Origin of the sequence: Sorangium sp. So ce726, from assembly GCF_051521405.1 — a bacterium.
Classification (GTDB): domain Bacteria; phylum Myxococcota_A; class Polyangia; order Polyangiales; family Polyangiaceae; genus Sorangium.
In genome coordinates, this window is sequence record NZ_CP150349.1 from 8,374,314 (window position 1) to 8,387,205 (window position 12,892).

The window sequence follows — 12,892 nt, forward strand, 5'->3', positions numbered from 1 at the left end:
CCCCCATCCCGCGCCGAGCGTTAGGCGATTGACGGCCGTTGCCGCCTTTTCGCCGAGCCTCTCCGGGCTGGGACGGATTCGGTCACGTTCAGGGCACGAAGCCCGCCCCCTTCACCCCACCATCGATCACCAACGTGAACGTGGACGTGAACGTGAACGTGAGCGTGGACGTGGACGTGGACGTGGACGTGGACGTGAGCGTGGACGTGAACGTGGACGTGAACGTGGTCGTGAACGTGGTCGTGAACGTGGTCGTGGTCGTTTACGGCCTGCCGTTGACGACCACGTCCACGTCCACGTCCACGTCCACGTCCACGTCCACGTAAACGTTCGGAGGTAGGAGAACGCAGCGCGAAGCGTTGGTTAACGCCCGGGATACCCCCGGCGGCTCGGCACATGCTTCTCCCCCATCGCCCCTCGCCTCGCTCCCGAGTCTGCGGTATTCGACCACCTCACCCGATCGGGAGGAACACCGTGCCTGACGGAGACGTCCTGCTCTCGAACACCGACGGCACCATCCTGGCGCAAGGCACCGTGCTCGTCTGCGAGTGCCGTGGCGACGGCCTGGACCTCGCCGTCCGTCGCGTCGCCGCGTTCGCGCTCGTCGCCTCGCTCGTCGTGGCGGGCATCGTGGCGGCGCGCGCGGCCCCCTTTCCCATCCTCTTCATCGCGGGGACGTGGACCGCCGGAGCCACCGCCGCGCTGCTCGCCGTCCGCCGGCGCCGCCGGCTCCACGGGCTGTTCCGCCTCGACTTCGAGCGCGACGAGCTCATCCAGGACGGCCGTGGCTTCCGGCGGGTCATGCCGATCCAGACGATCGTCAGCGTCTCGACCCCGCCGGCCTCGGACACCGACGTCGACGAGCCGGGCCTCGCGCCGCGCTGGCTGCTCCTCCACCTGTCGACCGGGGAGCAGCTGCGGCTGGGTAGGGCGCCCGCCTACGCGCTCGGGCCCGCGCTCGCCTTCCTCAGGCGGGCCGGCGTCGAGGCGTGAGGGGCGCGCCCGCCGCCGGCCAGCGCCGCGCCGTCAGGGCCTCGGCAGGCTGGGGTAGGCCGGACCGAAGTCGTTGCGGACGTCGCGGACCGTCGAGAGGTACGGCGTCTTTACAGTCTCGTCCCGGTAGATCGGCCTGACGACGCACGTATCGCCTCCGCACTCCCCCGCTTCAGGGAAGATCACGTCGGCGACGAGCCAGAACCTGTCGCCTGAGTCCTCCGGAACGAAGGCCACGGGCCCCTCGGGGTCGTAGAAGCCGGTGGGCCCGAGATCGGCCCCCAGCTCGCCGTTGCAGTAGATCTTGACCCGCGGGTGCACGTCGAACGACACGCTGCCGCCGAAGTAGTGCACGGCGATACGCATCCAGTTGGCCTTGGGCGGAAAATCGACGTTGATGTTCTCGGGCGCGCAGAAGGTCGGGTCGTCCGGGTCCGTGGTGCGGTGGGCGCAGGAGATGTTGTCGAGATCGAGCCGCGGGCTGTGGCACCCCTTGCCGTGGTCGCGCCAGTCCTCCCCCACCCCGCGAGGCGCGTAGAAGCAGCTGTTGTTGGTCTCCTCCGGATCCAGGTACCAGTTCACCGGCTCGGGGGGCGTCGCCACATCGCTGAACCACGTGATGGCCGCGCCGCCCGAGAGGCTGTCGAGCGTGCAGTTCCCGTAGCCGCACGCGGCGCTGGAGCCGCCGACCGTCCAGGGCTGCATGTTGTTCGGCTTGTGGAGGTAGAGGTCCATATCGACGCTGGCCGGCTCGTGCTCCCACTCGAGCTCGACGCGGAGCCCGCGGGCGCCGACGAACAGCGGGTAAACGCAGGTCGCGGCCTCGCCGCTCGCCAGGCTCTTCGTGTACGTGACCGTGTACTCGCCCGACTGGAGCGGCTTGAAATCGTCCGCCGGCCCCTGCCCTCCCACCGAGGGGCACGGGTTCACGCCCGGCGGGCACGTCACCGTCCACACCTCGGAGCCCGGACGCGCGTCCTCGCTGAACGTGCCGGTGCCCTCCTTCAGATCGACGGTGGTGAACGGCGCCGCCTGGAGCGGGTGGCAGCCCGCCACGTCGTTCCGGTGGCAGTTCTGGTCCGCGTGCACGCCGCCGACGCACGGGCCCCACGTGCCCGTCTCGTCGCAGATCTGGGTCCCAGGGAAGCACCCCGGGCTGCGCCGGTACGACGGATCGCCCCGAAAGCAGGAGTGCGCCTGCCCGGCGATGCACCCGCAGCTCTCGTCGATCATCCCGTCGCAGTTGTCGTCCAGCCCGGCGTGATCCACGCCGAGCTCATCCACGCCACACAGCTCCGTAGCACCGCAGGCGCTCCCGCACGGGTTGACCGTCACCTCGGGCAAGTCCTCGTGCGTCCCTCCACCGATATCGCCGAGGAAGCCGCCGTAGCCTTCCGAGTCGCCAGGCTGGGCGGTCGCCACGTCGGCGCCGCCCGCCCCGCCGGCGCTGCCCGCCTCGTCGGCGTGCGAGCTGCCGCCCGTCGTCAGATCGAACGTGAGCCGCTTGCCTTCGGCGCTGCAGCCGGCCGCGAAACCGGCGCCCGACGCCGCGATCGCGATCACGACGGGGAGCACGGAGGAGACACGAAGACGAGACATGATACCTCCACTTGGAGACCTAGACGCGGTGTCGCGGCGGCCTGCGCCCGCTCCGCGCGACGGCGAAGCGCGCCGTGCACCAGGCACTACAGCGTGAAGCAAAGCGGATACCGCTGTCCCCAGCGCGCGCGGACGCGCGGCTCGGGACGGCGGATCACGAAGCCCCGACCCTCATCGAGTAATAAGAACTACTGTCATGCAGACTCAGCAGGGTGAGTCGCAGGAGGAGGACTCCCTAGCACGGACTCCGGCCGGCGATGGCCACAATGAGCCGCCTTCAGCCGACGAGACGCACTCTCGCCAGACGCGGAGTCAGGCGAACCACCAGCTCATCCGATGCGTCAGAGAAATCATCCTCAGACAGATCACCACGAAGCTTGCCTTGCTGGCCGGTGTGGCGTTGCGCCTCACGGCCCCTGCGCGTGGGGCAAGGTGGCGCCGGCAGAGCTCGCGCGCTCGCGCCGGCGCGTTCGCGCGCGCTGACGTCGCGAGGCCCTGGCTATCGCGGTGATCTGGAGGCGGGTCGGGCGCGCGTTTCAGGGCAGCGTCGGGCGCGCGTTTCAGGGCAGCGTCGGGCGCGCGTTTCAGGGCAGCGTCGGGTAGGCGGGACCGAAGCTCGTCTCGACGTCGTCCCGCGTGGTGAGCAGCGGCGTCTTCGCGCTGGCGCTCTGGTAGAGCGGCTGCACGACGCAGGCCGCCTGGCCGCACTCGTCCGGCTCCGGGAAGAGCACGTCGGCGACGAGCCAGAACATGGTGCGTCCGTCCGTGGGCTTGAACGCGACGGGACGCTCAGGGCTGTGGAACCCCGTGAGCCCCAGATCGGCCCCGAGGGCGCTGTCGCAGAAGATCTTGATCCGCGGGTGGATATCGTGCCTCACCATGCCCTCACTGTAGTAATGCACGCCGATGCGCATCCACTGACGCTTCGGCGGAAAATCGATGTTGATGTTCTCCGGCGCGCAGAAGTCTTCGTCATCGGGGTCGGTCAGGGTGGGGTCGCACCCCCTGTTGTCGAGGTCGATCCGCGGGTTATGGCAGCCAAGACCGTTGGTCTTCCATTGTTTCCCCACGCCCCGAGGTGCGTTGAAGCAGCTGTTGTTGTCGGGCACCGGGTCGAGGTACCAGTTCACGGGATCCGGTAGTCTCGCGCTGTTCAAGAACCAGCGGATATCCGAGGGCTCCGTTGACTCCGTCGCGAAGTGCAGGATGGCGCAGTTGTTCCATCCGCAGTCCACCGACGACCCCAGCATTTTCCAGGGCTGCGTGTTGTTCGGCTTGTGGAGGTGCAGATCGAGATCGACGTCGCCCACGTCGTGCTCCCACTCGAGCTCGACGCGAAGGCCGCCCGCGCTGACGAAGAGCGGGTACTGGCAGCTCTGGGTATCGCCGCTCGCTACGCGCTTCGTGTACGTGACAGTGTACTCCCCCGACTGCAGCGGCTTGAAATCGTCCGCTGGATCCGCGCCGGTCACGCCGGGGCACGGGTCGACGCCATCGGGGCAGTCCACCGTCCACTGCTCGGATCCCGCGACCGCATCCGCGCTGAACGCGCCGGTGCCTACCTTGAGGTCGAGGTTCGCGAAGGGCGCCGCCTGCATCGGGTGGCACGGAGCGCCGGTATCCATATGGCAGTTCTCGTCGGCGTGCACGCCGCCGACGCACGGGCCCCAGGTGCCGGTCTCGTCGCAGAGCTGGGTGCCAGGAAAGCAGCCCTCGCTGTTCCGGAACGACGGATCGCCGCGGAAGCAGGAGTGCGCCTGACCGGGGATGCAAGGGCACGTCTCGTCGATCGAACCATCGCAGTCGTCGTCCAGGCCGAGAGTCGCGCCGGTACATAGCTCCCTGTCGCCGCACGCGCTCCCACAAGGGTTCACCGTCACATCGCTGTGTGGCTCCTGCCCTCCATCGGTATCGAGGAGCCCACCCAGCCCGTCGACTCCACCGGTCGTGCCCCCCGCTCCCACCCCTGTATCGTCAGCTCCACTCGAGTCGAGCACGTTGGACGAACCCGTCGCGCTGCAGCTGGCCGCGAAGCCAGCGCTGGACACGGCAGCGCCCACCACAATGAGGAGCGAGAGCGAGAAGGAGAACCGACGTCGACCCATGACACCTCCGTTTGAGGGACCCTCAATGCCGCGACAAAGCAGGCACACCCGCCGCTCGATACCCCGGCATTCCAGGAGCTCACGCGAGTGTAGCAAAATCAGCAAGCGACAATCGCACTGCAAGCGCGACAGGAGAATGTCGCGCGCTCACCGTAGGCTGCTGTCAATCCAGGAGCGCTCGATTGCCCACATCCGCGCCAAGGCGCCGCCTGATTGCCGACGAGCGGAGCGCGGCACCATTGCGCCGCGCGTACCATCGCGCCGCAGCGTGCAGGACGACGCCCACGCACGCACAGGGCGCGAAGCTGGCGCCAGGGGATCGCCTATCCGATGATCGGGAGCTGCCGAGCGCCCTTGGCCCTCGCAGGCTGCGGCTCCGGCTCCGGCTGCGGCTGCGCCAGCGACGAAGCGGCCGTCTCCTCGATGTGCACGCCGGAGCGGAAGCGCTGCTCGCCGCCCGCGATCTTGCGGTGCGCGAGCGTGTGCTGCATGAAATTCAGCGGAAAGAAGCCCGCCAGCTGAATCCAGCTCGACTGCCGTGTGAGGGTGAACCTGCGCCATATCGAGGACGGCGAGTAGAATTTCGTCCACGCGGACACCCACCCCTCCCGGAGCCGCTCCCGCGACATCTGCTTGGGAACGAAATAGGGCGATCCGGCGTCGTGGTCGCGGCGCAGCCACCAGCGCTCGTCCGTGAGGCGCCCCTCCGCCTTGAGGCGGCGGTACAGCTGCGTCGCGGGGTACGGGGTGAGGATGGCATACAGCGCCATCGTCAGCTTCATGTCGATGCCGAACTCCACGGTGCGATCGAACACCTCGGGATCGTCCGTGTCGAACCCGAAGACGAAGCTCCCCCAGACCGAGATGCCGTGATCGTGGAGCATCGCCATCGTGTCTTTGTACTGGGAGGGACGGTTCTGCCGCTTTCCGGTGAACTTCACCGTCTCCTCGTCGATGCTCTCGAAGCCGATGAAGAGCGCCTTGCACCCGCTCTCGGCCATGAGCTTCACGTTCTCGAGGCGCTTGACCGCGGCGAGCGAACACTGGCCTATCCAGTGCTTCTTCAGCGGGACCATCCGGGTGAAGAGCTCTTTCGAGTAAGCCCGGTGGATCATCACGTTGTCGTCGGCGAACATGATGAGCTTGCCGAGCGACCGGAGCTCGCTCAGCACCTCGTCGGTCGGGCGGAACCGCATCGTGGTGCCGTTCGCCGTCGACACGCTGCAGAACTCGCACGGATACGGGCAGCCGCGCATCGTCTGCACGACCTGGAACGGGATGTACTTCTTGGAGGTGAACAGGTCGCGCCGCGGCGCGGGCCTGCCCGCGAGGTTCGGCAGCTCCGGGCGGTAGAACGGCTTGAGCTCACCGCGCTTCACGTCCGCGAGCAGGGCGGGCCAGGCGTCCTCCGCCTCGCCGACCACGACGGCGTCCGCGTGCTGCAGGGCCTCGTCGGGGCAGGCCGTCGGGTGGATGCCGCCGAGCACCACCTTCACGCCGCGCCTTCGGTAAGCGGCGGCGATATCGTAGCTGCGGCGGGCGGTCTTGCTGTCGACGCTGATGCCGACGAGGTCGACGTCCTTGACGTCGCGCTCAAGATCGAAGGGCTGTACGACGTCATCGGTGTAGATGATCTCATCCTCGGGGGGCGTGAGCGCCGCGAGGGTGCCGAGCCCCACACGGGGCAGGTACGCGGAATCTTCGCTTGCCGTGGCGATGAGCTCGATCTGCATGGCCGATCGTGCTTATCACGGAGCCTCAAGGAGACCCACGACGAATGAGCTTGCTCTCTGACGCCGCAGTCTTTCTCGGTGCGGCCGTTGTCGCCGTGCCGCTGTTCAAGCGGATCGGCCTCGGCGCGGTGCTCGGCTACCTCGTCGCGGGCGCGCTGCTCGGCCCGTGGGGGCTGCGGATCATCACCAACGTCGAGGACATCCTCCACTTCTCGGAGCTCGGCGTGGTGCTGCTCCTCTTCCTCATCGGCCTCGAGCTCCAGCCGTCGCGGCTCTGGGTGCTCCGCCGCGCCGTGTTCGGCCTCGGCGGCGCGCAGGTCGCCGTCACGGGCGCGCTCATCGCGCTCATCGGCGCCGGGCTCGGCCTGCGCGCCGATACGGCGGCCATCGCGGGCATCGGGCTCTCGCTCTCGTCGACGGCGTTCGTCCTGCAGATCCTGGCCGAGAAGGGCCAGATGCAGTCGCAGCACGGCCGCTCCGCGTTCGCCATCCTGCTCTTCCAGGACCTCGCCGTGATCCCGCTGATCGCGGTGCTCCCCCTGCTCAGCCACGGGGGCGCGGCCCCCGCCGAGGGGAGCGCCGTCGCCTCGTCGCTCAAGGCGGTGGCCGTGCTGCTCGCGGTCGTCGCCGGCGGCCGCTACCTCGTGCGCCCCGTCTTCCGGGCCATCGCCGCCACCCACGCGCACGAGATCTTCACGGCGGCGGCCCTGCTCGTCGTGCTCGGCACGGCGCTCCTCATGGTGCAGGTGGGCCTCTCCATGTCGCTCGGCGCCTTCATGGCGGGCGTGCTGCTCGCCGACTCGGAGTACCGCCACGAGCTCGAGGCGGACATCGAGCCGTTCAAGGGCCTGCTCATGGGGCTCTTCTTCATCGCCGTCGGGATGTCGGCGAACATCGGCCTCGTCATCGAGCGCCCGCTGCTCGTCCTCGGGCTCGTCCTTGGCGTGATGGCGCTCAAGGCCGCTGTCCTGTTCATCCTGGGCAGGGTGACCGGGCACGCGTCGGGCTCCGCGCGCGACCTCGCGCTCGCGCTCCCGCAGGGGGGCGAGTTCGCCTTCGTCCTCTTCGGGATGGCCGCGGGACAGGGCATCATGGACAGGCTCCTCGCCGACCTCCTGGTCGTCGTGGTCACGCTGTCCATGGCGCTCACGCCGCTCGTCATCGCGCTCGGCGACGCGATCGTCAAGCGATGGCAGCGGGGCGGGCCAGAGCGCGAGTTCGACGCGATCGACGACAACGACCCGAGGGTCATCATCGCCGGATACGGCCGCTTCGGCCAGATCGTCTCTCGCGTCCTCCGCACGAGGAAGATCCCCTTCACCGCGCTCGACGCGAGCGCGACGCAGGTCGACTTCGTCCGCAAGTACGGCAACAAGATCTACTACGGCGACGCCTCCCGGCTCGACCTGCTCCGCGCGGCGCGCGCCGACAAGGCGAAGATCTTCGTGCTGGCGATCGACGACGTCGCGTCGTCAGTGAAGACGGCGGAGGTGGTGAAGCGGCACTTCCCGGACCTCCTCATCTACGCGCGCGCCCGGAACCGCCAGCACGCGTATCAGCTGATGGATATCGGCGTGACGGTGCTGGAGCGGGAGACGTTCCTGTCGTCGCTCGAGGTGGCGGCCCGCGTGCTCGAGGGCCTCGGGATGCGGGAGCGGGACGCCCGCACGACCATCGAGCGGTTCCGGGCCCACGACGAGAAGGTGCTCCTCCGCGGGCACGCGGTGCACAACGACGAGGTCAAGCTCATCGAGGCGGCGAAGCAGGCGGCGCAGGAGCTCGAAGGGTTGTTCGAGTCCGACGAGATCGCGCCGTCCGGCAGGGACGACAAGGCCGCGGCGGTGTGACTCTGCCCTGTTCAGGCGGGTTCAATCCGCCCGTCGCCCGAGCTCACTCCTGTTCCTGCTTCGCGCCGATGCCGTGGCGGCGGAGGTAAGCCCGCACGTGCGCCCGCTCCATGCCCGCGCGCCGCGCCATCTCGCTCACGTTGCCCTTCGCGTCCTCGGACAGGGCGGCGAAGTAGTCGCGCTCGAACCGCGCGAGGACGTCGCGCTTGGCCTCCTGAAACTGGCGGCCCTTCATCGACGCGAACGCGCTGCTGGCCGCGCTGCCGCCGCCGCCCGGGTGGATCGACGGTGAGGAGCTCTGGTGCACCGGCGTCTCGGTGAGGGCGCCGAGGTGCGCCGCGATGTCGATCTCCTCCCCCTCGGCGGCGAGCGCGAACGCGACGGCGACCGCGTTCCGCAGCTCGCGGACGTTGCCCGGCCAGTCGTGCCGCATCAGCCGCTCCAGCGTCATGTTCGAGACGCGCTCGTAGGCGCTCTCGTCGCCGAGATCCTTCAGCATCCGGCGGACGAGCACGGGGATGTCTTCCACGCGCTGCCGGAGCGCCGGCAGCTCGATCTTGATCTGCGCGACGCGGAAGTAGAGGTCGCTCCGGAAGTTGCCGCCGTTGACGGCCCGCACGAGGTCGCGGCGCGTCGCCGCGAGCACGCGCACGTCGACCTCGCGGTAGCTCGACCCGCCGACGCTCTTGATGCGGCGCTCGGCGAGCGCGCGGAGGAGCTTCGGCTGCACCTCGAGCGGCAGCTCGCCGAGCTCGTCGAGGAAGATCGTGCCGCCGTCCGCCTCGATGAACGGCGAGAGGCGCTTGTCGACCGCGCCCGTGAACGCGCCGCGCTCGTGGCCGAACAGCGTCGCCTCGGCCAGGGTCGGCGGGATCGAGCCACAGTCCACGACCACGAACGGCTTCTTCGAGCGGGCGCTCGCGAGGTGCAGCGCCTGCGCGACGAGCTCCTTGCCCGTGCCGGTCTCGCCCGTGATGAGCACCGTGAGGTCGGTCGGCGCCATCTTGGAGAGGCGCTCGAAGATGGCCCGCATCCCGGGGCTGCTCGCCACGAGCGGGCCGAACGACGGGATCGCCGAGACCGTGATGCGCTCGGGCCGCAGGGGCTCGAACTGGATCTCGGTCTCGCCGAGCCGCAGCTTCGTGCTCGTGAGCAGGTAGATGTCGCCGACCCGCACGCCGCCGACGAAGGTCCCGTTCCTGCTGTCGAGATCGCGCACGCGGACGCCCTGCTCCGTGGCGACGAACTCGGCGTGCACCGCGCTGACCTTGGCGTCGTCGAGGACCAGCTGGCAGGCCGCGTTGCGGCCCACGATGACGGGATCCGTGCCGATCTCGAGCCATCCGCCGCCACGCGCGGCCGACGATTTCGTGGGGCGAATGCGCCCGCCACGCACCTCGACCCGGTTCTTCGTGCCTACCGTCGCGTCGAGCAACTCAGTGCCTCTCTGTCTTGCGGCGCGAAGGTGGACCCTCCGGCCGGGGAATCTCTGCGCCCCCGCCCCTGCTCGGCGGCGCCGGCGGCGCGGCGCCCCCGCCCCTGCTCGGCGGTGGCGGCGGTCCACCCACGCCCGCCCTGCTCGGCGGTGGTGGCGGTCCACCCACGCCCGCCCTGCTCGGCGGTGGCGGCGGTCCGCCCACGCCCGCCCTGCTCGGCGGTGGCGGCGGTCCGCCCGCGCCCGCCCTGCTCGGCGGTGGCGGCGGTCCGCCCGCGCCCGCCCTGCTCGGCGGCGCCGGCGGCGCGCCCACGCCGGTCCTGCTCGGCGACGCTGGAGGCGCGCCTGCGCCCGCCCTGCTCGGCGGCGCCGGCGGTGCGCCCACGCCGGTCCTGCTCGGCGACGCCGGCGGCGCAGCGGCCCTGCTCGGCGGCGGCGGGGGCACCGTGCTCCCGGCCCTGCTCGGCGGCGGCGGGGGCACCGTGCTGGCCCTGGGAGGGGCGAGCGGAGGGGGCGGCGAGCTGTGGCCGGCGTCGGTGAACCCGCCGTTCTCCGTCATCGTCGGGGGGCCGTCGACGACCGTGGGGTTGTCTTCCAGGAACGCGTCGGGCAGCTCGGAGGGATACCTGCTCCGCTGCGTGCGCCGCGCCGCGCGCGTGATGTTCGCTGGCTGGATGGCGCGCCAGCTCGACAGCGCCTCTGCCGCGGAGCCGAAGCGCCCTTCACGCCGGCGATCGAGCGCCCGCTCGAGGAAGCGCTCGATGCCTACCGGCCATTTCTCGCCGGTCGCCTCGGCGAGCGACGGCGCCGGGCGATCGAGCTTCATCGCGACCAGCACCGCGGCGTTCGCCCCCTCGAACGGCAGCCGCCCGGACAGGGCCCGGAAGGCCACAGCGCCGACCGCGTAGATGTCGGCGCGCTCGTCGGCCCGCGCGGCGCCCCTCACCTGCTCCGGCGCCATGTACGCGAACGATCCCAGCGTCGCGTCAAAGGCGGTGAGCGTCGGCTCTTCCTTCTCGCGCCGCATGAGCTTCGAGATGCCGAAATCGAGGATCTTCGCGCGCTCGCGCCGGTCCGGCAGGCCGAGGTGCTCGAGGTAGATGTTGCCCGGCTTCAGATCGCGGTGGATGACGCCCGCGGCGTGCGCCGCCACGAGCCCCTGGAGCACGTCATCGATGATCGGGCCGACCTCGCTGAACGGCAGGTACTGCTCGCGCTTCAGCCGGTCCGCCAGCGACTCGCCGTCGAGCTGCTCGAACACGAGCAGGTGCTCGCCCTCGTCCGTCTGGCCGACGTCGAGCAGCAGGCAGACGTACGGGCTCTGGATGGCCGAGGCGATCTTCGCCTCGCGGTCGAAGCGCCGCACGAGATCCGGCTTCATCGCGGCGCGCGCGAGCAGGACCTTGATGGCGACCTGCTGATTGTCCGATTCCCGTGTTGCTGCCCAGACTTCGCCCATGCCGCCCCGCCCGAGCAGGCGGGAGACACGGTAGCCAGCAACGACGTCGCCCGGGTGGATCGCCACGTAACCTGGATCGGGACCGTACCACCGCCACTCTCAAACGGGTGAGAAAAAAGCGAGCATCCGGGGAAACGCGGTGATTCCCGGAGCGAGCGGAACCGATCATGGAGCGCGGCTCGCGGCGCGTATTGCGGCTCGCCGCGCGCATTGCGGGCTCACAGCGTGACAGCGCGCCGAGGCGATCGGAGCACGAACCCAACGAAGGGGACGCCATGGTTCGGAGGACCACGGCGAGCCGCGCGCGCTCGATGGAAGATCGTCGCGGCGTCGTCGCCGCGGCCCGCAGCCTGCGGCGCGCGGAATCCCGGGAAGAATCCGAGGGACGCGGCACTAGCCCGATGCGACATGATTCTGTAGGCTCGGCGCGCCATGCCGCGCACAGCCGAGGATGTCGAAACCTACCTCCTGCAGCTCGATCGCCGGTTCGAGAACGACGCCGGTACCTACCTCGTCTCGGGGGGCCCGGGCGCGCCGCCGATCGCGATCCGCATCGACCCGCCGATCGTGGCGGTGCGTGTCTCGATCGGCCCTGTCCCCGGGGACGACACACACCAGACCAAGCTCTTCCGCCGCCTGCTCGAGTACAACGCGACGGATCTGATGCATGCTTCGTATGGGATCGAGGCGGGCACCGTCGTCCTGTCGGCGGCGCTGGAGCTCGAGAACCTCGACATGAACGAGCTCGAGGCGATCCTGAGCGACATCGATCTCGCGCTCGCCCGCCACGTCCCCGTGCTGCACGATCTCGCGCTCAGCTGAGCAGACCCGCCGCGCCTTTCGACCCTGCGCACCCCGAGAGTTGGAGCTGATCTATGGGAATTTTCGCGCGCCTTGCGACCCTCATCAAGTCGAACCTGAACGACCTCATCAGCCGCTCGGAGGACCCCGAGAAGATGCTGAACCAGGTCGTCATCGACATGGCAAACCAGCTGATCGAGGCGAAGAAGCAGGTCGCCGTCTCGATCGCCGACGAGAAGCGGCTGGCCAAGCAGGCCGAGCAGGAGGCCGCCCACGCCGCGGAGTGGGAGCGCAGGGCGATGCTCGCGATCAAGGCGGGCGACGACGCGCTGGCCAAGGAGGCGCTGAACCGCAAGAAGGAGCACGACCAGCTCGCCACCTCCTACAAGGACCAGTGGCAGAAGCAGAAACAGGCCGTCGACCAGCTGAAGACGGCGCTGCGCCTCCTGAACAACAAGATCGAGGAGGCGAAGCGCAAGAAGAACGTGCTCATCGCCCGGAAGAAGCGGGCCGAGGCGCAGAAGGCCATCCAGGAGACGATGAGCGGCCTGAACAACGCCTCCGCCTTCGAGACGTTCGATCGGATGGCGAACAAGATCGACCAGATCGAGGCCGAGGCCGAGGCCGCCGGGGAGATCGCCGAGCAGTACACGGGCGACACGCTGGCGCACCGGTTCGGGCAGCTCGAGGCGACGGCGGGCGCGGACGACGAGCTGCTCGCGCTCAAGCGGAAGATGGGCGTGCTCCCGCCCGAGCCGCCGCCCGCCGCGGCGCCGCCGCCGCAGGTGCGCGTGGCCGGCGCAGGCGGCGCGCCGGCCGCCGCGCCCCAGGCCGAGCAAGACGAGCTCGCGGCGGCGATCGCGGAGCTCGAGGCCGAAGAACAACGTGAACAAGCCAGGATGAAGCGCTAGAGCACGCCT

Annotated in this window: 10 protein-coding genes; 5 read left to right on the top strand and 5 right to left on the bottom strand. The window is 69.7% G+C overall.

Going from position 1 to position 12,892, the window contains the following annotated elements; genetic code table 11:
- Positions 1 to 134 precede the first annotated feature (134 nt).
- Together WME79_RS30770 and WME79_RS30775 are read left to right on the top strand one after the other, a co-directional pair.
- Positions 135 to 326, top strand: a complete 192-nt coding sequence (locus tag WME79_RS30770; RefSeq protein WP_437522089.1) for a hypothetical protein — start codon at positions 135 to 137, stop codon at positions 324 to 326.
- A gap of 148 nt (positions 327 to 474) precedes the next feature.
- The gene (locus WME79_RS30775) at positions 475 to 993 is read left to right on the top strand and encodes a hypothetical protein (RefSeq protein WP_437522091.1); all 519 of its coding nucleotides are present in this window, start codon (positions 475 to 477) and stop codon (positions 991 to 993) included.
- 33 nt (positions 994 to 1,026) lie between these two features.
- Here WME79_RS30775 and WME79_RS30780 read toward each other — a convergent pair whose 3' ends face one another.
- The 3 genes from WME79_RS30780 to WME79_RS30790 all read right to left on the bottom strand — a co-directional run bounded on the left by WME79_RS30780 (position 1,027) and on the right by WME79_RS30790 (position 6,430).
- Positions 1,027 to 2,592: a hypothetical protein gene (locus WME79_RS30780; RefSeq protein ID WP_437522093.1), complete on the bottom strand. Its 1,566-nt coding sequence runs from the start codon at positions 2,590 to 2,592 to the stop codon at positions 1,027 to 1,029.
- A 584-nt stretch (positions 2,593 to 3,176) separates the two neighbouring features.
- The gene (locus WME79_RS30785; protein ID WP_437522095.1) at positions 3,177 to 4,697 is read right to left on the bottom strand and encodes a hypothetical protein; all 1,521 of its coding nucleotides are present in this window, start codon (positions 4,695 to 4,697) and stop codon (positions 3,177 to 3,179) included.
- 323 nt (positions 4,698 to 5,020) lie between these two features.
- Positions 5,021 to 6,430: a B12-binding domain-containing radical SAM protein gene (locus tag WME79_RS30790; protein ID WP_437522096.1), complete on the bottom strand. Its 1,410-nt coding sequence runs from the start codon at positions 6,428 to 6,430 to the stop codon at positions 5,021 to 5,023.
- Between the two features lie 44 nt (positions 6,431 to 6,474).
- On the opposite strand from WME79_RS30790, the gene WME79_RS30795 reads away from it, so the two are divergent.
- Positions 6,475 to 8,277, top strand: coding sequence for a monovalent cation:proton antiporter-2 (CPA2) family protein (locus WME79_RS30795; RefSeq protein ID WP_437522098.1), 1,803 nt, complete (start codon positions 6,475 to 6,477; stop codon positions 8,275 to 8,277).
- A gap of 43 nt (positions 8,278 to 8,320) precedes the next feature.
- Here WME79_RS30795 and WME79_RS30800 read toward each other — a convergent pair whose 3' ends face one another.
- Together WME79_RS30800 and WME79_RS30805 are read right to left on the bottom strand one after the other, a co-directional pair.
- Positions 8,321 to 9,712, bottom strand: a complete 1,392-nt coding sequence (locus WME79_RS30800) for a sigma 54-interacting transcriptional regulator (RefSeq protein ID WP_437522100.1) — start codon at positions 9,710 to 9,712, stop codon at positions 8,321 to 8,323.
- Position 9,713: 1 nt separating this feature from the next.
- Complete coding sequence (locus WME79_RS30805) at positions 9,714 to 11,237, bottom strand: serine/threonine-protein kinase (protein WP_437522102.1); 1,524 nt, start codon at positions 11,235 to 11,237, stop codon at positions 9,714 to 9,716.
- Positions 11,238 to 11,603: 366 nt separating this feature from the next.
- On the opposite strand from WME79_RS30805, the gene WME79_RS30810 reads away from it, so the two are divergent.
- Together WME79_RS30810 and WME79_RS30815 are read left to right on the top strand one after the other, a co-directional pair.
- Positions 11,604 to 11,993, top strand: a complete 390-nt coding sequence (locus WME79_RS30810) for a hypothetical protein (protein WP_437522103.1) — start codon at positions 11,604 to 11,606, stop codon at positions 11,991 to 11,993.
- Positions 11,994 to 12,046: 53 nt separating this feature from the next.
- Positions 12,047 to 12,883, top strand: coding sequence for a PspA/IM30 family protein (locus WME79_RS30815; RefSeq protein WP_272094395.1), 837 nt, complete (start codon positions 12,047 to 12,049; stop codon positions 12,881 to 12,883).
- Positions 12,884 to 12,892 lie beyond the last annotated feature (9 nt).